The 21,701-nt window shown below is 74.5% G+C and carries 19 protein-coding genes; 8 read left to right on the forward strand and 11 right to left on the reverse strand.

Annotation, left to right across the window (positions count from 1 at the left end):
• The first annotated feature begins 8 nt into the window (after nucleotides 1-8).
• The 3 genes from ABD665_RS03465 to ABD665_RS03475 all read left to right on the forward strand — a co-directional run bounded on the left by ABD665_RS03465 (nucleotide 9) and on the right by ABD665_RS03475 (nucleotide 4,217).
• Nucleotides 9-1,784 carry an N-acetylglutaminylglutamine amidotransferase gene (locus ABD665_RS03465; RefSeq protein ID WP_344741067.1) on the forward strand — a complete coding sequence of 592 codons (1,776 nt, stop codon included), beginning with the start codon at nucleotides 9-11 and terminating at the stop codon, nucleotides 1,782-1,784.
• Nucleotides 1,785-3,734: a prolyl oligopeptidase family serine peptidase gene (locus tag ABD665_RS03470; RefSeq protein WP_204912216.1), complete on the forward strand. Its 1,950-nt coding sequence runs from the start codon at nucleotides 1,785-1,787 to the stop codon at nucleotides 3,732-3,734.
• Nucleotides 3,735-3,842: 108 nt separating this feature from the next.
• Nucleotides 3,843-4,217, forward strand: coding sequence for a universal stress protein (locus tag ABD665_RS03475; RefSeq protein ID WP_204912215.1), 375 nt, complete (start codon nucleotides 3,843-3,845; stop codon nucleotides 4,215-4,217).
• A 65-nt stretch (nucleotides 4,218-4,282) separates the two neighbouring features.
• Here the strand turns inward: ABD665_RS03475 and ABD665_RS03480 are convergent, their stop codons facing one another.
• The 5 genes from ABD665_RS03480 to ABD665_RS03500 form a co-directional block, all read right to left on the reverse strand.
• Nucleotides 4,283-5,176 (reverse strand): hypothetical protein, encoded by an 894-nt coding sequence (locus ABD665_RS03480; RefSeq protein WP_204912214.1) that lies wholly within the window; start codon nucleotides 5,174-5,176, stop codon nucleotides 4,283-4,285.
• A 142-nt stretch (nucleotides 5,177-5,318) separates the two neighbouring features.
• On the reverse strand, nucleotides 5,319-6,812 hold the full coding sequence (gatB, locus tag ABD665_RS03485) for an Asp-tRNA(Asn)/Glu-tRNA(Gln) amidotransferase subunit GatB (protein ID WP_204914356.1): 1,494 nt from the start codon (nucleotides 6,810-6,812) through the stop codon (nucleotides 5,319-5,321).
• 23 nt (nucleotides 6,813-6,835) lie between these two features.
• Nucleotides 6,836-8,377, reverse strand: coding sequence for an Asp-tRNA(Asn)/Glu-tRNA(Gln) amidotransferase subunit GatA (gene gatA / locus ABD665_RS03490; RefSeq protein WP_204912213.1), 1,542 nt, complete (start codon nucleotides 8,375-8,377; stop codon nucleotides 6,836-6,838).
• Nucleotides 8,374-8,670, reverse strand: a complete 297-nt coding sequence (gene gatC, locus ABD665_RS03495) for an Asp-tRNA(Asn)/Glu-tRNA(Gln) amidotransferase subunit GatC (protein ID WP_204912212.1) — start codon at nucleotides 8,668-8,670, stop codon at nucleotides 8,374-8,376. Before gatC ends, gatA begins: the two co-directional genes overlap by 4 nt.
• Before the next feature lie 145 nt (nucleotides 8,671-8,815).
• Nucleotides 8,816-10,006 (reverse strand): DUF1015 family protein, encoded by a 1,191-nt coding sequence (locus ABD665_RS03500; protein ID WP_204912211.1) that lies wholly within the window; start codon nucleotides 10,004-10,006, stop codon nucleotides 8,816-8,818.
• Nucleotides 10,007-10,218: 212 nt separating this feature from the next.
• On the opposite strand from ABD665_RS03500, the gene ABD665_RS03505 reads away from it, so the two are divergent.
• The 5 genes from ABD665_RS03505 to ABD665_RS03525 all read left to right on the forward strand — a co-directional run bounded on the left by ABD665_RS03505 (nucleotide 10,219) and on the right by ABD665_RS03525 (nucleotide 15,828).
• A complete protein-coding gene (locus ABD665_RS03505; protein ID WP_204914354.1) occupies nucleotides 10,219-10,839 on the forward strand; it encodes an ACT domain-containing protein in 621 nt (206 codons plus the stop codon).
• Nucleotides 10,840-10,932: 93 nt separating this feature from the next.
• Entirely contained in the window at nucleotides 10,933-11,442 is a 510-nt protein-coding gene (locus ABD665_RS03510) for a hypothetical protein (RefSeq protein ID WP_204912210.1), read from the forward strand.
• 118 nt (nucleotides 11,443-11,560) lie between these two features.
• Entirely contained in the window at nucleotides 11,561-11,842 is a 282-nt protein-coding gene (locus tag ABD665_RS03515) for a hypothetical protein (RefSeq protein ID WP_204912209.1), read from the forward strand.
• A 44-nt stretch (nucleotides 11,843-11,886) separates the two neighbouring features.
• Nucleotides 11,887-14,217 carry an NAD-dependent DNA ligase LigA gene (ligA, locus tag ABD665_RS03520; protein ID WP_204912208.1) on the forward strand — a complete coding sequence of 777 codons (2,331 nt, stop codon included), beginning with the start codon at nucleotides 11,887-11,889 and terminating at the stop codon, nucleotides 14,215-14,217.
• 168 nt (nucleotides 14,218-14,385) lie between these two features.
• The gene (locus ABD665_RS03525; RefSeq protein WP_204912207.1) at nucleotides 14,386-15,828 is read left to right on the forward strand and encodes a M1 family aminopeptidase; all 1,443 of its coding nucleotides are present in this window, start codon (nucleotides 14,386-14,388) and stop codon (nucleotides 15,826-15,828) included.
• A 43-nt stretch (nucleotides 15,829-15,871) separates the two neighbouring features.
• Here the strand turns inward: ABD665_RS03525 and ABD665_RS03530 are convergent, their stop codons facing one another.
• The 6 genes from ABD665_RS03530 to ABD665_RS03555 form a co-directional block, all read right to left on the reverse strand.
• Nucleotides 15,872-16,270 carry a hypothetical protein gene (locus ABD665_RS03530; RefSeq protein ID WP_204912206.1) on the reverse strand — a complete coding sequence of 133 codons (399 nt, stop codon included), beginning with the start codon at nucleotides 16,268-16,270 and terminating at the stop codon, nucleotides 15,872-15,874.
• 116 nt (nucleotides 16,271-16,386) lie between these two features.
• Nucleotides 16,387-17,457 carry a uroporphyrinogen decarboxylase/cobalamine-independent methonine synthase family protein gene (locus tag ABD665_RS03535; RefSeq protein WP_344741074.1) on the reverse strand — a complete coding sequence of 357 codons (1,071 nt, stop codon included), beginning with the start codon at nucleotides 17,455-17,457 and terminating at the stop codon, nucleotides 16,387-16,389.
• Entirely contained in the window at nucleotides 17,454-18,542 is a 1,089-nt protein-coding gene (mnmA, locus tag ABD665_RS03540) for a tRNA 2-thiouridine(34) synthase MnmA (RefSeq protein WP_204912205.1), read from the reverse strand. Before mnmA ends, ABD665_RS03535 begins: the two co-directional genes overlap by 4 nt.
• A 49-nt stretch (nucleotides 18,543-18,591) precedes the next feature.
• Entirely contained in the window at nucleotides 18,592-19,758 is a 1,167-nt protein-coding gene (locus ABD665_RS03545; RefSeq protein ID WP_204912204.1) for an aminotransferase class V-fold PLP-dependent enzyme, read from the reverse strand.
• A 154-nt stretch (nucleotides 19,759-19,912) separates the two neighbouring features.
• Nucleotides 19,913-20,866, reverse strand: a complete 954-nt coding sequence (locus tag ABD665_RS03550; RefSeq protein ID WP_204912203.1) for an FAD-binding protein — start codon at nucleotides 20,864-20,866, stop codon at nucleotides 19,913-19,915.
• A 49-nt stretch (nucleotides 20,867-20,915) separates the two neighbouring features.
• Nucleotides 20,916-21,698, reverse strand: coding sequence for an electron transfer flavoprotein subunit beta/FixA family protein (locus ABD665_RS03555; protein ID WP_204912202.1), 783 nt, complete (start codon nucleotides 21,696-21,698; stop codon nucleotides 20,916-20,918).
• Nucleotides 21,699-21,701 lie beyond the last annotated feature (3 nt).

Below are 21,701 nucleotides of genomic sequence, written 5' to 3' on the forward strand. Positions count from 1 at the left end.
TGTGCGGGTTGAGCGGGGAGATCAGGTTCGACGGGCGGTCGGCCGACGTCACCGCCTGCGGGTGCGTCACCGAGGCGATGGCGCACCGCGGGCCGGACGGGTCCGGGCTGTGGGCGCGGGGCCCGGTCGTGCTCGGGCACCGGCGGCTGTCGATCATCGACCTCAGCGCGGCCGGCGGGCAGCCGATGGTGGACTCCCCGCTGGGCCTGACCGTGGCCTTCAACGGCTGCATCTACAACTACAGGGACCTGCGCGCCGAGCTCGAGGGCCACGGGCACCGCTTCTTCTCCACCTCCGACACGGAGGTGATCGGCAAGGCGTACGCGCAGTGGGGCACGTCCTGCGTGGACCACTTCCTCGGCATGTTCGCGTTCGCGGTCGTGGAGCACGCGAGCGGGCGGCTGGTGCTGGCGCGGGACCGGCTGGGCATCAAGCCGCTCTACCTCGACCAGACCGCGGCCCGGCTACGGTTCGCGTCCTCGCTGCCCGCGCTGCTCGCCGGGGGCGGCACCGACACGTCGATCGACCCGGTCGCCCTGGCCTGCTACATGACGTTCCACAGCATCGTGCCGCCGCCGCGGACGATCCTCAACGGCGTCAAGAAGCTGCCGCCGGCCACGGTCCGCGTCGTCGAGCCCGACGGGACCTGGACCGAGCGGACCTACTGGAAGCCGGCGTTCAGCCGCGACGCCGCCCAGGCCGGCTGGAGCGACCGGGACTGGGAGGAGGCGCTGCTCGAGTCCCTCCGCGTGGCCGTCGACCGCCGGATGGTCGCCGACGTGCCGGTCGGCGTGCTGCTCTCGGGCGGGATCGACTCCTCGCTCGTCGTGGCCCTGCTGGCGCAGGCCGGGCAGCACGACCTCAAGACGTTCAGCATCGGCTTCGAGGCCAGCGGCGGGGAGAGCGGGGACGAGTTCGAGTACTCCTCGCTCGTCGCGAAGCGCTTCGGCACCGACCACCACCGGATCCTCATCGACGACTCCCGGCTGCTGCCCGGCGTCGACGCGACCATCGCGGCGATGAGCGAGCCGATGGTCAGCCACGACTGCGTCGCCTTCTACCTGCTCAGCGAGGACGTCGCGAAGAGCGTCAAGGTCGTGCAGTCCGGCCAGGGCGCGGACGAGGTGCTCGGGGGCTACGACTGGTACCCGCCGCTCGCCGGCGTCCCGCGCGCGGACGCGGCGGAGGCGTACGCGGACGTGTTCTTCGACCGGCGCTGGTCGGCCATGCCGAGCCTGGTCTCGCCCGACTGGCTGATCGACCACGACGCCCCGAGCGAGCTCGTCGCGCAGGGGTTCGCGGAACCGGGCGCCGAGACCGCGGTCGACGCCGCCCTGCGCAGCGACACCACCGTGATGCTGGTCGACGACCCGGTCAAGCGCGTCGACAACATGACCATGGCGTGGGGCCTGGAGGCCCGGGTGCCCTTCCTCGACCACGAGCTGGTCGAGCTCGCGGGCCGCATCCCGCCGGGGCTCAAGCTCGCCGACGGGGGCAAGGGCGTGCTCAAACGCGCGGCCCGGGGCGTGGTGCCCGACGAGGTCATCGACCGGACCAAGGGCTACTTCCCGGTGCCGGCGATCCGGCAGCTGCAGGGCCCGATGCTCGAGAAGGTGCGCGACGCCCTCAGCAGCGACGCGGCCCGCCGGCGGGGGCTGTTCCGCGACGAGACCGTGCAGGCGCTGCTCAGCGACCCCAACCGCACCCGGACCCGCCTCGGGTCGAACGCGCTGTGGCAGCTCGGCCTGCTGGAGATGTGGCTGCAGCACCACGGGGTGGGCTAGGTGGGGCCCGACCAGGAGGTGCTCGCCGCCGCCGCGGAGGCCGCGTGGCGCCGCACCCCGTCCCCCTCGCTCGCCGCGGCCGTGCGCCTCGGCGAGGAGCTGACGGACGCCTGGGGCAGCTGGGCCCCGACCCTGTCGCCGGACTGCGCGCAGGTCGCCTTCGTCAGCGACCGGACCGGCAGCCCCCGGTTGTGGGTCCAGGACCTCCCGCGCTCCGCGGCCGCGGGGGGCGACGGCACGTTGCCCGAGGCCCGGATGGTCGACCTGTCCGAGGACCCGGTCGTCGCGGTCAGCTGGTCGGCCGACGGCGGCTGGCTGGCGTGCGCGCTGGCGACCGGCGGCGGCGTCCGTACGCAGGTGTGGGTCGTGCGCCCGGACGGCAGCGGGGCGCGGCGGGTCGCCGGCTCGGAGACCGTCCACGCCGAGCTCGGGCCCTGGACCCGCAGCGGGCACCGCGTCAGCCTGACCGTGCCGGCCGAGCACGCCGGCGAACCGACCCGCGCCTACCTCGTCGACCCGGCCAACGGCGAGATGTACGCCCTGGCCAGCGGCGAGCTGATCTCGGTCCTCGACCTGTCCGTCGACGAGGACTACGTGGTCCTCAAGGACGGGCAGCGGGGCAAGCAGTTCTGCGTCGTGGTCGACCGCGTCGCCGACGCCGACCACCCGCTGCTGCCCTACCCCGCGACGGGTTCGACGGACCGCGCGATCGTGCGGCCGGCACCGCCCAGCGATCCGCTGCCGCCCGACCACCCGGCCGCGCTCGAGCCACTCATCGCCTACCTGGCGACCGACGCCGGGCTCCCCCGCCGCCAGCTCGTCGCCATCCCGCTCGGCCCGGCCGGCTGGCGCGGCCAGTCCGGCGTCCTCGCCCCGCGGCCCGACGCCGAGCTGGAGGGCCTCGACGCCGACGACGCGGGCCGCCGCCTGCTGCTCGTCTGGAACGTGGCCGGCGGGCGTTCCGAGCTCGAGCTCGTCGACGCCTGGACCGGCGAGGCGTCCGTCGTCGAGGACGTCCCGGGGGCCGTGATCACCGGGATGCTGATCAGCCGCGACGGCTCGACCGCGCTGATGGCCGTCGAGGGGCCCGAGCGCCCGCGCGAGCTCTGGTGCCTGGACGTGGAGACGCGCACGTGGACGCTCGCCACCGCCGTCCCGCAGCGTCCGGACGCCCGCCTGGTGACGCCCACGCTCGAGTTCCTGCACGGGCGCGACGGGCTGCCGCTCACGGGCTGGCTCTACCGGCCGCCGGGTTCCGTGGGGCCCGGCCCGGCGATGCTCAGCCTGCACGGCGGGCCCGAGGCCCAGGAACGGCCGACGTTCAGCCCGCAGCACCAGGCCATGGCCGCGGCCGGCATCGCCGTCTTCGCGCCGAACATCCGTGGTTCGTCGGGCTCGGGGCGCGCGTTCGTGCACGCCGACGACGTGCACGGCCGCCGCGACGCGTTCGACGACGTGCTGGCATGCGCGGAGTTCCTCGTGCGCCTCGGCGTCGCCGAGCCGGGCCGCGTCGCCGTGACGGGACGCTCGTACGGCGGCTACCTCACCCTGGCGATGCTCGCCTTCTCGCCCGGGACCTTCGCCGCCGGCGTCGACATCTGCGGGATGTCGGACCTGCACACCTTCTACCGCGACACCGAGCCGTGGATCGCGTCGGCCGCCGTCACCAAGTACGGCGACCCCGAGCGCGACTGGGCGCTGCTGCGCGCCCTCTCGCCGATGCAGCAGGTCGCGAACATCGACGTCCCGCTGCTCGTCGCCCACGGCGAGCTCGACACGAACGTGCCGTTCGGCGAGGCGACCCAGGTCGTCGCCGCCCTGCGCGAGCTCGACCGGCCGGTCGAGCTGCTGGTCCTGCAGGGCGAGGGCCACGAGTACCGACGGGCCGACTCGCGCCGGCTGCTGCTCGGCACGATGCTGCTGTTCCTCGACGAGGCCCTGGCCCGCTGAGCCCCGGCGGCCGCCCGCCCCGCACCCCCGCCGCCGGTCCCGCCGAGGGTGCGGCATCATGCCGGGAAGGCGGCTGCCCTGCCGCCTCCCGCCGCTGGGAAGGACACCATGAGCGTTCTCGTCGCCGTCACGGACAGCCCGGAGGGCAAGGCCGCCCTCGAGGCCGCAGCCAATGAGGCCGCCTCCCTCAACGTCCCGCTCACCGCGATCAACCTGACCTCCGCGGACCTGGACACCTCGATGCTCGCCGACGGCGTGCCGGTCGAGGTCGTCACGCCCGGCGGCGGTTCCGACGTCGACGAGGTCGAGCAGGTCCTGCAGGCCATCGAGGACCGCCCCGAGGTCACCCGCCTCGTCGTCGGCGTCCGCAAGCGCTCCCCCATCGGCAAGGCCGTCCTCGGCAGCATCGCCCAGCGCCTGATCCTCGAGTCCACGGTTCCCGTGCTCTCGGTCAAGACCAGCGACGCGGAGACCCGCGGCTAGTCGCCTTCCCTCTCTGCCGGATCGAGTGCGCGGAGATCGCGCGACACGCACGGCGTGTCTCGCGATCAGCGCGCACTCGGGAAGAGGCGGTGCCACTCCTCGTCGAAGACGGGGTCTGGACCGGCCCAGCCACCCGCCCTGAGTGCGGACACGACGAGCGCCACGACCGCGCGCGGGTGACGCATGCGCTCCCCCGTGACCCGCACGAGGGTCGCCCCGGTCACCGCCAGCTGCTCGTGTCGGGAGATGTCGGTGTTCCACTGACGCCGGTCCGTACGGTGCTGGTCGCCCTCGTACTCGATGACGACGCGCCAACGACGGAGGAGCAGGTCGACCCGGCCGATCCTCCGGCCGTCGAGGCTCACGATCGGGTTCACCTCGGGCTCGGGGAGCCCGGCCAGGACGAGGCAGAGCCGCAGGCGCGTCTCGCGTACGGAGTCCACGTGGTCACGGACGAGCGCCGAGGCCCGCCGCGCCAGGACAGCGCCCCGCCCGTGGTGCTGCGCCGCAGCCGCGACCAGCGCCGCCTGGGTCGTGAGGTCCCACCTCACGAGCCAGTCCCCGGCCGCCACGAGCTCGACGAGGTCCAGCTCCTGCGCCGCGGCGAGCAAGGCGGGCACCGGTCCGAGGCTGCCCGGGTGCGGTCCTGCGGAGGGGCGTGCCCGGACGCGCCGGACGCGAATGCCCGGACGCCGGACCTGATGAGGGTGCGCCGAGACGAACCGCAGCGGACGAGGGCTGCCCAGGTCCAGGCCGAGCGCCTGGAGCGCCGACACCCCGTCGAGCAGGGCGTCCGCCGGCAGCACCAGCCGGGCGGCCGCGATGCTGACGGCGAGGTCCGGCTCGATGAACGCCTCGACGTAAGCACCGTGGTGCTCGCGGCGCACCGCCGGCCCGCGCAAGCCTGCAGGTGTGAGCCCGGCGTCCCTCGCCTGCGCGGTGGTGAAGGGCTCGAGCACCCCGGCACCATGCCCTAGCGAGCGCATCCTCCGCCCCGGCGCGACCCCCAACCTGGGGACAACTCATCCCTCCCGCGCCGAGTGCGCGCAAAGCGTGAGACACGCCGGGCGTGTCGGACGATCTGCGCGCAGTCGACGGAACCTACGTCAGGCGCTCGAGGACGAGCTCGCGTACGCGGGCGGCGTCGGCCTTGCCGCCCATGGACTTCATCACGGCGCCGATGAGGGCGCCGGCGGCCTGGACCTTGCCGGCGCGGATCTTGTCGGCGACGCCCGGGTTGGCGGCGATGGCCTCGTCGACGGCGGCACCGAGGGCGCCGTCGTCGGAGACGACCGCGAGGCCGCGCTGCTCGACGACCGCAGCCGGCGAACCCTCGCCCGCCAGCACGCCCTCGAGAACCTCGCGGGCGAGCTTGTCGTTGATCGTCCCGGCGTCGACGAGGCCCTGGAGCTCGGCCACCTGGGCGGGCGTGACGGGCAGCTGCTCGAGCTCGACGCCGTCGGCGTTCGCGCGGCGGGTCAGCTCGCCGAGCCACCACTTGCGCGCAGCCTGCGGGGTGGTGCCGGCGGCGACGGTCGCCTCGACCTGGTCGAGCGCGCCGGAGGCGACGACGTCGCGGAGCTCCGCCTCGCTGAACCCCCACTCCGCGCTGATGCGGCGCAGCCGCTTGGCCGGCGGCTCGGGCAGCGTGGCGCGGAGCGACTCGACCCACTCGGGCGCCGGGGCGACCGGGACGAGGTCGGGGTCGGGGAAGTAGCGGTACTCCTCCGCCTGCTCCTTGCTGCGGCCCGAGGAGGTCGTGCCGGGACCCTCCTGCCAGTGCCGCGTCTCCTGCTTGACCCGGCCGCCGTCGCTGAGCACGGCCGCCTGGCGGGTGATCTCGTAGCGGATGGCGCGCTCGACGCTGCGCAGGGAGTTGACGTTCTTGGTCTCGGTCCGGGTGCCGAGCGGGGCGTCCGGGGTCGCGCGCAGCGACACGTTCGCGTCGCAGCGCAGCGAGCCCTGCTCCATCCGCACGTCGGAGACACCGAGCCCGCGCAGCAGGTCGCGGAGCATCGCGACGTACGCCCGGGCCACCGCCGGCGCGTACTTCCCCGCGCCCTCGATCGGGCGCGTGACGATCTCGATCAGCGGCACGCCGGAGCGGTTGTAGTCCAGCAGCGAGTGGTCCGCGCCGTGGATGCGCCCGGTCGCGCCGCCGACGTGCAGCGACTTGCCGGTGTCCTCCTCCATGTGCGCGCGCTCGATCTCGATCCGGTACGTGCGCAGCACGCCCTCGTCGTCGGGCACCTCGACCTCGGCCCAGCCGTCGTACGCGATGGGCTCGTCGTACTGGCTGATCTGGTAGTTCTTCGGCTGGTCGGGGTAGAAGTAGTTCTTCCGCGCGAAGCGGCACCAGCGCGCGATCGAGCAGTTCAGCGCGAGGCCGATCCGGATCGCGGACTCGACGGCCGTCTCGTTGACCACGGGCAGCGAGCCGGGCAGGCCGAGGCAGGTCGGGCAGACCTGCGTGTTCGGCTCCGCGCCGAACGCCGTGGAGCACCCGCAGAACATCTTCGACGCGGTGTTCAGCTCGACGTGCACCTCGAGCCCGAGCGCCGGGTCGAAGCGGCCGACGGCGTCGTCGTAGTCCATGACGAGGTCGGGAGCGGTCGTGGTCACTTGGTTCCTCCTGCGACGGCCGGGACGACGAGCTCGGGGGCCTGCGCGAGCAGCGGGCCGCCCCAGCGCTCCTCGAGCGCCCGCTCCAGCGCGGCGCCGACCCGGTAGAGCCGGTCGTCGGCCAGCGGCGGCGCCATGACCTGCAGCCCGACGGGCAGCCCGTCCTCGGGGGCGAGCCCCACGGGGAACGAGGCGCTCGCGTTGCCGGCCAGGTTGGACGGGATGGTGCAGAGGTCGTTCAGGTACATGGCCAGCGGGTCGTCGACCTTCTCCCCGATCCGGAACGCGGTGCCCGGGGTCGAGGGCGAGACCAGGACGTCGACCTGCGCGAAGGCCGACTCGAAGTCGCGCGTCACGAGCGTGCGGACCTTCTGGGCCTGCCCGTAGTAGGCGTCGTAGTAGCCGCTGGACAGGGCGTACGTGCCGAGGATGATCCGGCGCTTGACCTCCGCGCCGAAGCCGGCCTCGCGGGTCAGCCCCATGACCTCCTCGGCGTCGTGGCTGCCGTCGTCGCCGGTACGCAGGCCGAACCGCATCCCGTCGAACTTGGCGAGGTTGGAACTCGCCTCGCTCGGCAGGATCAGGTAGTAGGCCGGGAGCGCGTAGGCGAAGTTCGGGCAGGAGACCTCGACGATCTCCGCGCCCAGGCCGGCCAGCACGTCGACCGCCTCGCGGAACCGCTGCTCGACGCCGGGCTGGTAGCCCTCGCCGCCGAGCTCGCGGACCACGCCGATCTTGAGCCCGCGCACGTCGCCCGAGCGGGCGGCCGACACGACGTCGGGCACGGGGGCGTTCGCGGAGGTCGAGTCGAGCGGGTCGTGTCCGCCGATGACCGCGTGCAGCAGGGCCGCGTCGAGGACCGTACGGGCGCACGGCCCGGGCTGGTCGAGGCTCGACGCGAGCGCGACGAGGCCGTAGCGGGAGGTGCCGCCGTACGTCGGCTTGACCCCGACGGTCCCCGTGACGGAGGCGGGCTGCCGGATGGAGCCGCCGGTGTCGGTGCCGATGGACAGCGGGGCCTCGAAGGCGGCGAGCGCCGCGGCCGAGCCACCCCCCGAACCCCCGGGGATCCGGTCGAGGTCCCAGGGGTTGTGCGTCGGGCCGTAGGCGGAGTTCTCGGTCGAGGAGCCCATCGCGAACTCGTCGAGGTTCGTCTTGCCGAGGATGACCAGGCCGGCGTCGAGCATCCGGCGGGTGACGGTCGCGTCGTACGGCGGCACCCAGCCCTCGAGGACGCGGGAGCCGGCCGTCGTGGGCGCACCGGCGTAGGTGAGCACGTCCTTGAGCGCGACGGGCACGCCGGCCAGCGGCCCGAGGGTCTCGCCGGCGGCCCGTGCCTGGTCGACCTTCGCGGCGGCGGCCAGCGCGCGCTCGCCGTCGACGTGCAGGAAGGCGTGGACGGCGGGCTCGACGGCGGCCATCCGGTCGAGGTGGGCCTGCGTGACCTCGACCGAGCTCACGTCGCCGGAGGCGATGGCGGCGGCGAGGCCGGACGCGGTCGCCCGGGTCAGGTCGTCGGTGCTGCTGACGGTGCTCACGCGTCCTCCCCGAGGATCCGCGGGACGCGGAAGCGGTCGTCCTCCGCCGCCGGGGCGCCCGCGAGGACGACCTCCCGGGGCAGGGACGGGCGGACGACGTCGGGGCGCGAGACGTTCTCCAGCGGCAGCGGGTGCGACGTCGGCGGGATGTCGTCGGCCGCGACCTCGGAGACCTTGGCGACGGCCTCGAGGATCGCGTCCAGCTGGGGCGCCAGGTGGGCCAGCTCGTCCGGGGTCAGCTCGATCCGGGCCAACCGGGCCAGGTCGGCCACGTCGTTGGGCGTCAAGGCCACGGGGCGTCACTCCTCGAATCACGTGCGTGCGGGACGGCACGCCGCTGCGCGACGACCGGCTGTCCATCCTAGGACCGCGCCCCGGTCGCCCTCCCCGGCGTTTCTCGCGGCGGAGCGACGGTCGGGCGACGCGGCCGCCCCTCGCCTAGAGGGTCAGCGGGCGCAGCACCGCGCCGGTCTTGAGCTTGGGCGTGAAGAACGTCGACTTCGGCGGCATCAGCAGCCCCTCGCGGGCCGTGCGCCCGATCTCGGCGAGGCTGACCGGGCGCACCAGCACGGCGGCGGTCGCGCGGCCGCCCGTGACGGCGTGGAGCGTCTCGTCGAGGCCGTGCTGGTACGCCGTCGACACCGCCACGCCCTCCAGCGCCGTCTCCAGCCACACCCCGTCCAGCGACCGCACGTCGTCGAACGCGCCCGGTCGCGGGTCGAGCCGCTCCGCGCCGTCGGCGGTGACCAGGACGAGGAACCCGTCGGCCGCCATCGCCGCCGCGGTGCCCGCGTCCGGAGAAGCGGTCGGCGTCCGGACGAAGAACCGGTCGAGCGCCGCCCGGAGCTCCTCGGGGTCGACGCCGGCGTACAGACGGTGGATCGCCTCGACGCTCAGCTGGTCGGCGACGAGCTCGGCGACGAAGGTCAGCGTCAGCTCGGCGTCGGTGTCGTCCCGCCCGGTCGCCGCCCGGACCTCGTCGCGGTAGGTGCGGCTGACCGCGTAGCGGTGGTGCCCGTCGGCGATCAGCACGTCGTCGGACGCCAGCAGCGCGCGTACGGCGCTCACCCGCCCGGGGTCGGTCACCCGCTCCCAGACGTGCTCGACCGTCCGGCCGTCGGCGTCGTCGACCAGGCGGCCGACCGGTTCGCCGGGCTCGGCGAGCAGCGCGGCCAGCCCGGTCGCGAGCGAGAGCCCCCACACCGGCGACAGGTTGGCCTGCGTGGCGCGCGTCAGCTCGAGCCGGTCCGTCGCGTCCTTCGGCGTCGTCCGCTCGTGCGGCAGCACGCCGCCCGCGCCGGCGTCGACCACCTCCAGCGCACCGAGGACCCCGGCCACGTCCCGCTCGGACCCGCCGCCGTCGGTGAACCGCAGCCGGTAGATCGTGAACGACGGCTCCGCGTCGCGCACCAGCACGCCCTCGTCGACCCAGCGCCCGAGCGTCTCCGACGCCTCCTCGTACCGGTCCGGCCCGCCGCGCGGGACGTCCACCCGCGTCACGTTGTGGGGCGAACGCTCCTGCAGCGCGTCCACGTCCGCGTCGTCCAGCACGTCGTACGGCGGCGCCAGCAGCGGGTCGAGGTCGGTCCCCGCGTAGCGGAGGGCGCGGAACGGTTCGAAGCGGGGCACGTGTCCATTGTCTCCGCTCCGCTCCGACGCGCCTCGCGCTCGGACCCGACGCTTTCGTCGTCTCAGGTGACGACGGAAGAACGTTGTCGTCACCTGCTCCTCCTCAACGCGTCGGCGCGCGAGTCGGTGGTGGCCAGGCTGACCACGGATAGACACGACACGGGAACGAAACCCCCCGGTAACGCCGCTTCTGCGACGATGGCCCCGTGTTCCTGATGCGCGTCACCCTGCCCGACCGGCCGGGTTCGCTCGGCTCGGTGGCCACCGCCATGGGTGGCGTGGGCGGTGACATCAACGCCGTCGAGATCGTCGAGAAGGGTGACGGCGTCGTCGTCGACGACTTCATCGTCGACCTGCCGCCCAACCAGCTGCCCGAGATGCTCGTCACCGCGTGCCAGAACCTCGAGGGCGTACGCGTGGAGTGGATCGCCCGCTACCCCGAGGGCGGCGGCCTGCAGTCCGACCTCGAGGCGCTCGAGCGGATGACGGCCGACCCGGTGCACGCCGCCGAGACGCTCGTCTCGCTGTGCCCCGTGGTGTTCCGGTCGCACTGGGCGATCCTCGTCGCGACCGGGGCCGGCGGTCCCGAGATGACCTTCTCGACCACGCTGGCCCCCGACGTCAGCCCCGAGCTGGCGGCCCGGCTGGCCCCGTTCGACGTGACGCACCGCCTCGACCTGGAGAGCGGCTGGGCGCCGGGCTGGGGCGACTGCACCGTCGTCGTCACCCCGATCACCCAGGACCGCGTGATCGTCATCGGCCGGCAGGGCGGGCCCGTCTTCCTCGACTCCGAGGTCGCCCGGCTGCACCACCTCGCGGCCCTGGTCAAGTAGCACCCGACTCCTCCACCGCACCGCCCCGCGAAGCCGGTACCGGGGCTGCGCGACGGCCCTCCGGCGGGCACAATGCCGGGCAGGGGGTGCCCGATGGAGGGTTACGGCTGGGCCGAGCTGGGCGAGCTCGTGACGTCCTTCGGCTACGGCGTGCTGTCCGCCCTGGTGCCCGTGGTCAACGCGGAGAGCTACGTCGTCGTCTCCGGCATCTCCTCGATCGGGCGGGCTGCGCCCGTCGTCCTCGGCGTCGCGCTCGGCCAGACCCTCGGCAAGGTGCTGCTGTTCCTCGGCGTCCGCCGCGGGAAGCAGTTCCCCTTCGTCCGGCGTGAGCGGGCCCGGTTCCGGCGCGGGACCGCCGGACCCGCGCGTCGGCGGTTCAGCGAGGCGGTCGCCTTCCTGCTCCGCCTGGTCGGCGAGAAGCGCTGGGGGCTGCCCATCGTGCTGCTGGCCGCGGTCGTCGGCTTCCCACCCCTGTACGCCGTCGCCCTGCTCGCCGGCGCGACCCGGATGCGGCTCGCGTGGTTCACGGCGGCCGTCCTGGTCGGCCGCACCCTGCGGTTCGTCCTCGTCGCCCGCGGCGTGGCCGTGCTGCACCCGCAGTAGCGCGACCGACGCACGTCCGGTGCCGCGCGGGATCCGTACGGGCCCCGTTCCTGATCGACGGCTGTGAACCTGACCTCGACCCCACCGTCGGGGACCCGCCGCTGGCTACCCTGGGCGCATGCGGCTGCGCGCGGCGTTCTCGGACCTCAACCTCAACGGGGCGACGCCGCCGCGCGTCCAGCCCCGGCTGGGCGAGTGGGGCCCGGAGATGGTCCCCAGCACCGGCCAGAAGCGGCGCATGCGGATCTGGGTCGGGCTCGTGCTGCTCGGCGCGATGCTCGCCGTCTTCGGTCTCGGCTGGTACGTCTACCACGCCATGACCGGCAGCTGGGGCTTCGGCCTCGACGGCAAGGAGGGGTTCCTCACCCCGGACGTCGTGCTCGCCCTGCTGCGCACCTGACGCGCCCACGTCGGCGGGCGCCCGGCCGCCTCTAAACTCACGGGATGTCCGACACCGTGGTCTCCGCGTCTGACGAGGCAGCGAAGGAGGTCGCCGACCTCACCGGTCGGATCAACCGCCTGCGGCACGAGTACTACGAGGGCGACCAGTCGACGGCCTCGGACGCGGAGTACGACGACCTCGTCCGGCGCCTCCAGTCGCTCGAGGAGCAGCACCCCGGGCTGCTGCGGCCCGACAGCCCGACGCAGACCGTGGGCGGCGCGCCGGAGACCGCGTTGTTCGCGCCCGTCGTGCACCGCGAGCCGATGCTCTCGCTCGACAACGTCTTCAGCCGGGGCGAGCTCGACGAGTGGGCCGCCCGCGCGCAGCGCGACGCCGCGAAGCGTGCGCCGGACGCGCCGGTGCGGTGGCTGTCGGAGCTCAAGATCGACGGCCTCGCGATCAACCTGCGCTACGAGCGCGGCGTGCTCACCTCCGCCGCCACCCGCGGCGACGGCGTCACCGGCGAGGACGTCACCCCGAACGTCCGCACCATGGGGTCGATCCCGCTGCGGCTCGCCGGGTCCGGGCACCCCGACCTCGTCGAGGTGCGGGGCGAGATCTTCTTCCCGGTCGCGAACTTCGACGCCCTGAACGCGCGGCAGGCCGCCGCCGGGGAACGGCTCTTCGCCAACCCGCGCAACGCCGCGTCCGGGTCGCTGCGGCAGAAGGCGGAGGGCAAGAGCCCGGAGCGGCTGGCGCTGATGGAGGCGCGGATCCGCGGTCTGCGCATGCTCGTGCACGGCGTCGGGGCCTGGCCGGTCGAGCAGATCGAGCGCGCGGAGTCGGTGCCCACCGGCCCGGTCACCGCCCAGAGCCAGGTGTACGAGCTGCTCGCGACGTGGGGCCTTCCGACCTCCACCCACTACCGCGTCCTCGACACGGTCGACGAGGTCTGGGCCTTCATCGAGCACTACCGCGCCGAGCGCGCGTCGGTGGAGCACCAGATCGACGGCATCGTCGTCAAGGTCGACGACCTCGACCTGCACGTCGCCCTCGGCGCGACGAGCCACTCGCCGCGCTGGGCCACCGCGTTCAAGTACCCGCCCGAGGAGGTGCGCACCAGGCTGCTCGACATCGTCGTCTCGATCGGCCGTACGGGACGGGCGACGCCGTTCGCGGTGATGGAGAAAGCCCTCGTCGCCGGCTCCGAGGTGCGGCAGGCGACCCTGCACAACCAGGACGTGGTGAAGCAGAAGGGCGTCCTGATCGGCGACACGGTCGTGCTCCGCAAGGCCGGGGACGTGATCCCCGAGGTGCTCGGCCCGGTCATCGAGCTCCGCGACGGCTCCGAGCGCGCCTTCGTGATGCCGGAGCGCTGCCCCGAGTGCGACACCCCCCTCAGGCCGGCGAAGGAGGGCGACGTCGACCTCCGCTGCCCGAACGCGCGCAGCTGCCCGGCGCAGGTCCGCGGGCGGGTGGAGCACATCGGTTCCCGCGGCGCGCTCGACGTCGAGGCCCTCGGCGAGGTGACCGCCGCGGCGCTCACGCAGCCCTTCGCACCGCGTACGCCGCCGCTCGTCGACGAGTCGGGCCTGTTCGACCTGACGATGGACGACCTGCTGCCGATCCGCGTCGTGCCGCGGGACCCCGAGACCGGTCTGCCCCGCCTCGCCGAGGACGGCACCGAGAAGCGGCTCGCCCCCTTCCAGCGCAACGCCAGCGCGGCCGAGCGACGTGCGGCGCGCGAGGCGGGCGCCCCGCTCGACGCCGACGCGCGGTTCCCGTCCAAGCAGGCGGAAGAGCTGCTGAAGAACCTCGAGGTCGCGAAGACCAAGGACCTGTGGCGCTACCTCGTCGCGCTGTCGATCCGGCACGTCGGGCCGGTCGCCGCACGGGCGCTCGCGCAGCACTTCGGGTCGGTCGACGCGATCCGGGCCGCCTCGCGGGAGGAGCTCGCCGCCGTCGACGGCGTCGGGCCGATCATCGCCGACGCGCTGGTCGACTGGTTCGCCGTCGACTGGCACGTCGCCATCGTGGACCGCTGGGCCGCGGCGGGCGTGCGGCTCGCGATCCCGGACCACCCCGGACCGCAGGCGACGCCGACGGCACCCGCCGGCCTGCTGGCGGGACTGTCGGTCGTCGTCACCGGCACCGTCGAGGGCTTCAGCCGCGAGGAGGCGGCCGAGGCGATCGTGGCCGCCGGCGGCAAGGCCGCCTCGACCGTCTCCAAGCGGACCGCCTTCGTCGTCGTCGGGGAGAGCCCGGGCGCCTCGAAGCTGACCAAGGCGGAAGCCTTCGGCACACCGCAGCTCGATGCAGCGGGCTTCCGCCGGCTCCTGGCCGAGGGTCCTGGCGCGTTCGCGGAAGAGGCGTCGGAGGACGACGCCTCCTGAGGGAGGGCCCGGGCCGGCCGCTCCCCGGAGCGGGCTGCTCGTCGTCCCGGACGCACGCCCGACCGGGGCTGGCGCCTGTCGGTGCCGGGAACTAGCGTGACGCGCGCCGTCAGGACCGGACCCGCGCTCGTCGGGACGGACGCGCGGCCGACGAACCAAGGAGCACGGATGCATCCTCCCCTCAGCCGCTGGGCGGCCCGTCTCGGCGCAGGCGCGCTCGCCGTGACGCTGCTGCCGCTCGCGCCGACGACGGCGACCGCCGCCCCGGTCGTCGCCCAGGCTCCCGCGAAGGCCGCGGCGCCGGGCACGGTCGCCGGCGGCACGACGGTCCACGACTCCCTGTTCGGCGAGATCGGGAACACGGGCTACGACGTCAAGCACTACGGCATCGCGCTGGCGTACGCGGCGGACGGCTCCGTGAAGGCGACGACGACCATCGAGGCGACGGCGAAGAAGAAGCTGTCGTCGTTCTCGCTCGACCTCGAGGGCCTGACCGTCGACCGCGTCCGCGTCGAGGGGCGTACGGCGACCTTCACCCGCACCGGGACCAAGCTGCTCGTCACCCCGGCGCGGCCGACCGGCAAGCGGTTCACCGTCGTCGTCGGCTACCACGGGCGCCCCGTGACCCACATCGACCCCGACGGGGCGCAGGACGGCTGGGTCCCGAGCACGACCGGGGCGACGGCGCTGTCGGAGCCCGTCGGCGCGCAGACCTGGTTCCCGAACAACAACACCCCGCGCGACAAGGCCTCGTTCGACGTCGCCCTCACCGTTCCGAAGGACCTGGCCGCCGCCGCCAACGGGGTGCTGCGGAGCCGCACGACGAAGCACGGGAAGACCACCTGGACGTGGCGGCAGCGCCAGCCGATGGCGACCTACCTCTCGCTCGTGGCGATCGGCGACTTCGACGTCTACCGCTCGAAGGTCAAGCTGCAGCACGGCCGCACGATCAGCGCCTGGACGTTCGTCCAGCCCTCGCTGGGCAAGGCCGCGGCGCAGCGGGCGCTGCTGCCGAAGGTGCTGCGGTTCAGCGAGCAGCAGTACGGCCGCTACCCCTTCGACGGCACCGGCATGGTCATCCAGGACCTCGGCGTCGGCTACGCGCTGGAGACGCAGAGCCGGCCGTTCTTCGACGGCGTGCCCGACGACGCGACCCTGGTGCACGAGCTCGCGCACCAGTGGTTCGGTGACTCGGTCACCCCGCGCGACTGGGGCGACATCTGGCTGAACGAGGGCTTCGCGACCTACGCCGAGGCGAACTGGGCGTCCGAGCACGGCGGCCCGACCACGTGGCAGGCCTTCCGGAAGGTGTACGACGCCAACGACACGTCGTCGGACCTGTGGAAGCCCGCGCCGAACGCGCTGGAGGACCCGGCGGACCTCTTCGGGGACCCCGTCTACGTCCGGGGCGGCCTGACGCTGGAGGCCCTGCGGCACCGGATCGGTGACGAGAAGATGCAGACCCTGCTGAGCACCTGGGCCAGGCGGCAGAAGGGGAAGTCGGTGCGGACGAGCCAGTTCGTCGCCCTGGCGGAGCAGGTCAGCGACCAGGACCTGGGCTGGTTCTTCCGGAGCTGGCTCGAGGTGACGTCCAAGCCCGTGGGCTACTGACGCGGCGCCGGGACCCGGCCGCCGGGGAGACCCGGCGGTCGGCTCAGGCGGAGGTCGGCGCGGCCGTCGCGGTCGCGCCGCCCTCGGGCAGCCGGAGGCGCCAGGAGTAGGAGCAGTAGGCGGTGACGGTGCAGAGGATCAGCACGCCGAGGAAGACGTGCAGGCCCCTGATGCCGGCGAAGCCGAGCATCATCTGCACGGCGATCGCGACGATGATGCCGACCGGCATCCACAGCGTCCACGACGGGCGGCCCGCCTTGCGCAGGGCCGCGCCGAGGACCGCGCCGATGACGGCCAGCACCAGCACGGCGAAGGCGTTGGTCGCGTGGGCGATGAGCAGCGGCTGCACGCCGTCGAGGTAGCCCGACCCGAGTCCCGCCTGGGCGACCGCGAAGGCGAAGAGGAGGGTCGCGACGATGCGGAGCTGTCGGATCTGGGCCACGCGGTCATCATGCCGCAGCCGGTCTCGGCCAGGTGGCCGCCTCCGCCGGGTTCCGGGAGCGCCAGCGAGTGGAACCCATGCGGGGGTGTGGGGGTCGTCCCCCACATGATGTGGCCTCAGCCGAGCAGCCGGTCGGTCACGATGTCGGCCGCGGAGCGCAGCACCCGGAGGGCGGCGAGCGCCCCGGCGGGCTCGAAGCCCGCGAGCCCGCACGCGGGCGTGAGGGCCGTACGCAGCCCCGCCTCGGCGTCGAGCCCCAGGTCGTCCAGCCGGGCGAGCACCCGGGTGGCGACGGCGTCCGGCGTGGGCAGCGGGCCGGCCACGTCGGTCGGCAGCGCACCCGCGCCGAACCACAGCCCCTCGGCGAGACCCTCGCCGACCTCGTCCCACGTCCCGGTGCCCATCCGCCCGAGGTCGAGCGCCACGCCGACGACCCCGACCTCGCGGAGCAGCCGCACGGGCGCCCCCGGGGCGCAGCAGTGCACGACGACCGGGACGGCGGCGGCGCCGACGGGACCGGTCGCGGCGAGGTGGGCGACCAGCGCGTCGTACGCCTCCGCCACCTCCGGCCGGTCCACGGAACGGTGCCGGGAGAAGCCGCTGGCCGTGCTCAGGCTGCCGGTCAGGACCGCGGGCAGCAACGGTTCGTCGAGCTGGACCACGAGCTCCACGTCGGGCAGCCGGCGACGGAGCTCGTCGACCAGCGCGCCGATCCCCTCGGTCAACGACTGCACGACGTCGCGGCGGGCACCGTGGTCGGCGACGACCCGGTCGCCACGGGGACGTTCGAGGGCGGCAGCGAGGGTCCACGGACCGGCCACCGAGACCTTGACCGGTCCGACGTAGCCCTGCGCGACCTCCTCGAGGTCGTCGAGGTCCTGCCGCAGAAGCGAACGGGCCTGCCGCGCGTCGCGGTTGGGCGCGTCGGCCAGCCGCCAGCCCGCCGGCTGCAGGTCGACCGCGAGCCCGGACATCAGCGCCGCACCCCGACCGACGAGCTGCGCGCCCGGGCCGCGGGCCGGGAGCTCGGGCAGGTAGGGCAGGTCGGGGCACTCGGCGAACGCCGTCCGCACCGCGCCGCCCATGTCCGTGCCGGGCCAGGAACCGACGCCGGTCCACAGCACCGAGGACGGACGGCGGTCGGCCAGCCCGGTGACGTCCGCGACGGGTACCGCGGCCTCGCTCACGGGACCAGCGCCGGACGCGTGACGGCGATCGTGGCGCTGCCGACGACGCGGGTGCCGTCGTAGCAGACGACCGCCTGCCCGGGCGCGACGCCGGACAGCGGCTCGTCGGTCTCGACGACCAGCTCGTCCGCCTGGCCCGGGGACGTGCGCAGCTCGACGGTGGCGGGCACGGGGGTGCCGTGCGCGCGCACCTGCACCAGCCCGCGCCAGGAGCCCTCGGGCACCGGACCCGTCCAGGTCGGGCGGACGCCCGACAGCCGCGTCACGTCCAGCGCCTCGCGCGGACCGACCGTGACCGTGCCGGTGACCGGGGTGACGTCGAGGACGAAGCGCGGCTTGCCGTCGGCGGCGGGCACGCCGAGCCGGAGCCCGCGGCGCTGCCCGACGGTGAAGTGGTGCGTCCCCTCGTGCTCGCCGACGCGGGTGCCGTCGAGGTCGACGACCGCGCCGGGCCGCGTGCCCAGCCGCGCGTCGAGGAAGCCGGCGGTGTCGCCGTCGGGGATGAAGCAGATGTCGTGGCTGTCCGGCTTGGCCGCGACCGACAGCCCGCGGGCGGCGGCCTCGGCCCGGACCTCGGTCTTGGTCGAGGTGCCCAGCGGGAACCAGCTGTGCGCGACCTGGTGCGCGGTCAGGACGCCGAGGACGTACGACTGGTCCTTGGCCTCGTCGACCGCCCGGTGCAGCTCCCCGCCCTCCAGCCGCGCGTAGTGGCCGGTGCAGACGGCGTCGAAGCCGAGGGCGAGGCCGCGCTCGAGCACGGCGGAGAACTTGATCTTCTCGTTGCAGCGCAGGCAGGGGTTCGGGGTGCGCCCGGCGGCGTACTCGGCCACGAAGTCGTCCACCACGTCCGCCGCGAAGCGGTCCGACAGGTCCCAGACGTAGAAGGGGATCCCCAGCCGGTCGGCGGCGCGCCGGGCGTCGTGCGCGTCCTCGCGCGAGCAGCACCCGCGGGCGCCGCTGCGGAAGGACTGCGGGTTCTTCGACAGCGCGAGGTGGACCCCGGTCACGTCGTGACCCGCGTCGACCGCGCGCGCCGCGGCCACGGCCGAGTCCACACCTCCGGACATGGCGGCCAGCACCCTCATCCCGACCGTCCCCTCAGCTCGTACCCGACGACTCGTGAGTTTAGTGGCGTCAGACGTACGCGGCCGACGCCCGCGCCCGGGCGACGACGTCGGGCAGGACGGCCGTCACCCGCTCGAGGTCGGCCCGGGTCGTGGTGTGGCCCAGGGAGAACCGGACCACGCTGCGGGCCTCGTCCTCCCCCACGCCCAGCGCGGTCAGCACGTGGCTGGGTGCGGTGACGCCGGCCGAGCAGGCCGAGCCCGTGGACGCGTCCACGCCGGCCGCGTCGAGGAGCATGACGACCGCGTCCCCGGGCGCCCCGGGCAGGCCGACGCTGAGCACGCCGGGCAGCCCGGCCGCCGGGTCCGCGGCCGACGCCCCGTGCCGCACCGCGTCGGGGACGGCCGTGCGGATCCGGTCGAAGAGCTCCTCGCGCAGCGCGGCCTCCCGTACGGCCTCGGCCTCGAGCGTCGCCACGGCCACGTCCACGGCCGCCGCGAACCCGGCGGCGCCGACCACGTCGAGCGTGCCGGAGCGGACGTCGCGCTCCTGCCCGCCGCCGTGCTGGACCGACGTCAGTGCGGTCGACCGACGGGCCAGCAGGGCGCCGATGCCGACCGGGCCGCCGAGCTTGTGCGCGGTGAGGGTGAGCAGGTCGAGCCCGCTGCGCCCGAAGTGCACGGGCACGTGCCCCACGGCCTGCACGGCGTCGCTGTGCACGACCGCGCCCACGGCCCGGGCCTCCCGGGCGACCTCGGCGACGGGCTGCACCGTGCCGACCTCGTTGTTGGCCCACATCACCGACACCACCGCCGTACGCGGTCCGAGCGCGGCGCGGTACGCGCCCAGGTCGAGGAGGCCGGTCGCGTCGACGTCGAGCAGCGTGACCTGAGCCCCCTGGGTCTGCGCGAGCCAGAGGGCCGCGTCGCCGACCGCGTGGTGCTCGATCGCGCTGACCAGGACGTCGCGGCGGTCCCCGTCCCGACGCGCCCAGTAGGCGCCCTTGACCGCCAGGTTGTCCGCCTCCGTGCCGCCGCCGGTGAAGACCACCTCGGCCGGCTCGGCCCCCAGCCGCTGCGCCACCAGCTCGCGCGCGTCCTCGACGACCCGGCGGGCCGCCCGCCCGGAACCGTGCACCGACGACGGGTTGCCGGTCCGGGTCAGCTCGGCCGAGACCGCCGCCACCGCCTCCGCCCGCATGGGCGTGGTCGCCGCATGATCCAGGTACGCCCGCATGGCACCAGTCTGCTCCTGGGACCCGGACGCCCGAACCTGGCGACCAGTGGTCGCTCCGGGCCTTCTTGCGGGCCTGAGAAGCTGCCGGACCGACCAGTGGTCAAGCAGAACGACTGGGTTGCGCAGGAGGGGGCGGGGAAGGTGAGGGGGGGGGTTACTGCTCGTCGGCCTTCAGGCCCTCGACGACGGCGTCGAGGACCTCGTGGAGGTCGCCGACCACGCCGAGGTCGGCGAGGGCGAAGATCGGGGCCTCCGCGTCGGAGTTGACGGCCAGGACCGCCTTGGAGGTCTGCATGCCGGCGCGGTGCTGGATCGCGCCCGAGATGCCGGCGGCGACGTAGAGCTGGGGCGAGACGGTCGTCCCGGTCTGGCCGACCTGGTAGGCGTGCGGGTACCAGCCGGCGTCCACCGCGGCCCGGGAGGCGCCGACCGCGGCGCCGAGCGCGTCGGCCAGGGCCTCGACCTCGGCGAAGTCGCCGCCGGTGCCACGACCGCCGGACACGACGATGCGTGCCTCGGTCAGGCCGGGGCGTCCGCTGGCCACCCGGGCGTCGCGCGACGTGATCCGGGCACCCTTCGCCGCGTCCGAGACGACCACCGCGAACGTCTCCACCGCGACCGTGGCGCCGGGCGCGACGGGCTCGGGCGTCACCGAGTTCGGCTTGACCGTGACCACGGCGACGTCGCGGCCCCCGTGGCACCGGGTGGTCCAGCCACCGGCGAGCACGGACTTCGTGACCGTGCCGTCGGCGTCGAGGTCGACGGCGTCGGTCACCAGGCTCGCCCCGAGCCGCACGGCGAGCCGCCCGGCGACCTCCTTGGCCTCGACGCCCGAGGTCAGCAGGACGGTCGAGGGCGCGACCGCCGCGGCGACCTGGTCCAGCGCCTCCGCCTTGGGCGCGACGAGGTAGGCGTCGAACGCGGCGTCCTGCACGCTCAGCACCCGGGTCGCCCCGTGCGCCGCCAGGATCGCGGCCGCGGCCTCGTCGACCGCGTCGAGCACGACGGCCACCGGGTCGCCGACCCGGCGGGCCAGGGTCAGCAGCTCGAGGGCCGGGCGGGTCGGGACGGCGTCCGCGAACGTGGCGAGGACCAGGACGGTGGGCATGCGCTCTCCTCGAGCTCTGGGGCGGCGGGCGGCGGGTGTCCGGGCGGCGTCAGGCGTAGCGGCCGGCGTGCAGGAACTCCAGGACCGCCGCAGCCCCGGAACCCCCGGTGTCCGTCACGACCTCCCCGGCACCACGGGCCGGCCGCGGCTCCGCGTCGACCACGCGGGTCCACGCGGCGTCGAGCCCCACGTCGGCGGGGTCGAGGCCGAGGTCGTCCAGGTCCCAGGTCTGCACGGGCTTCTTCTTCGCGGCGAGGATGCCCTTCATCGAGGGGTAGCGCGCCTCCCCCGACTGGTCGGTCACGCTGACCACGGCCGGCAGGTCGACCTCGACGGTCAGCCGGGCGGTGTCGTCCTCGCGCATGATCGTGGCGTGGCCGTCGGCCACGGCGAGGTGGCCCGCGTACGTCGCCGTGGGCCAGCCGAGCCGCTCGCCGAGCATCGCCGGCAGGACGCCCATGGCGCCGTCGGTGGAGGACATGCCGCACACGACGAGGTCGGCGCCCGCCTTGCGCACGGCCGCGGCCAGCACGGTGCTGGTGCCGATGACGTCGGTGCCGTGCAGCGCGTCGTCGAGCACGTGGACGCCGGCACCGGCGCCCATCTGCAGCGCCCGCTTGAGGGCTGCCGTGGCGTCCTCGGGTCCGACGGTCAGGACCGTGACCTCGACGTCGTCGCCCTCGTCGGCGAGGCGCAGGGCCTGCTCGACGGCGTACTCGTCGAGCTCGGAGAGCAGACCGTCGGTCCCCTCGCGGTCGACCGTCAGGTCGTCCGCGAAGACCCGGTCGGCGCTCGCGTCGGGGACGTGCTTGACGCAGACGACGATCTTCACGGC

Source organism: Microlunatus spumicola (assembly GCF_039536445.1).
Classification (GTDB): Bacteria; Actinomycetota; Actinomycetes; order Propionibacteriales; family Propionibacteriaceae; genus Microlunatus; species Microlunatus spumicola.

Bases quoted from the DNA above. Each gene is read 5' to 3' on its own strand.
- ABD665_RS03475 (WP_204912215.1), top strand. From the start codon at position 3,843: ATGAGCGTTCTCGTCGCCGTCACGGACAGCCCGGAGGGCAAGGCCGCC.
- gatB (WP_204914356.1), bottom strand. From the start codon at position 6,812: ATGGACTACGACGACGCCGTCGGCCGCTTCGACCCGGCGCTCGGGCTC.
- ABD665_RS03510 (WP_204912210.1), top strand. From the start codon at position 10,933: ATGGAGGGTTACGGCTGGGCCGAGCTGGGCGAGCTCGTGACGTCCTTC.
- ABD665_RS03515 (WP_204912209.1), top strand. From the start codon at position 11,561: ATGCGGCTGCGCGCGGCGTTCTCGGACCTCAACCTCAACGGGGCGACG.
- ligA (WP_204912208.1), top strand. From the start codon at position 11,887: ATGTCCGACACCGTGGTCTCCGCGTCTGACGAGGCAGCGAAGGAGGTC.
- ABD665_RS03525 (WP_204912207.1), top strand. From the start codon at position 14,386: ATGCATCCTCCCCTCAGCCGCTGGGCGGCCCGTCTCGGCGCAGGCGCG.
- mnmA (WP_204912205.1), bottom strand. From the start codon at position 18,542: ATGAGGGTGCTGGCCGCCATGTCCGGAGGTGTGGACTCGGCCGTGGCC.
- ABD665_RS03545 (WP_204912204.1), bottom strand. From the start codon at position 19,758: ATGCGGGCGTACCTGGATCATGCGGCGACCACGCCCATGCGGGCGGAG.
- ABD665_RS03550 (WP_204912203.1), bottom strand. From the start codon at position 20,866: ATGCCCACCGTCCTGGTCCTCGCCACGTTCGCGGACGCCGTCCCGACC.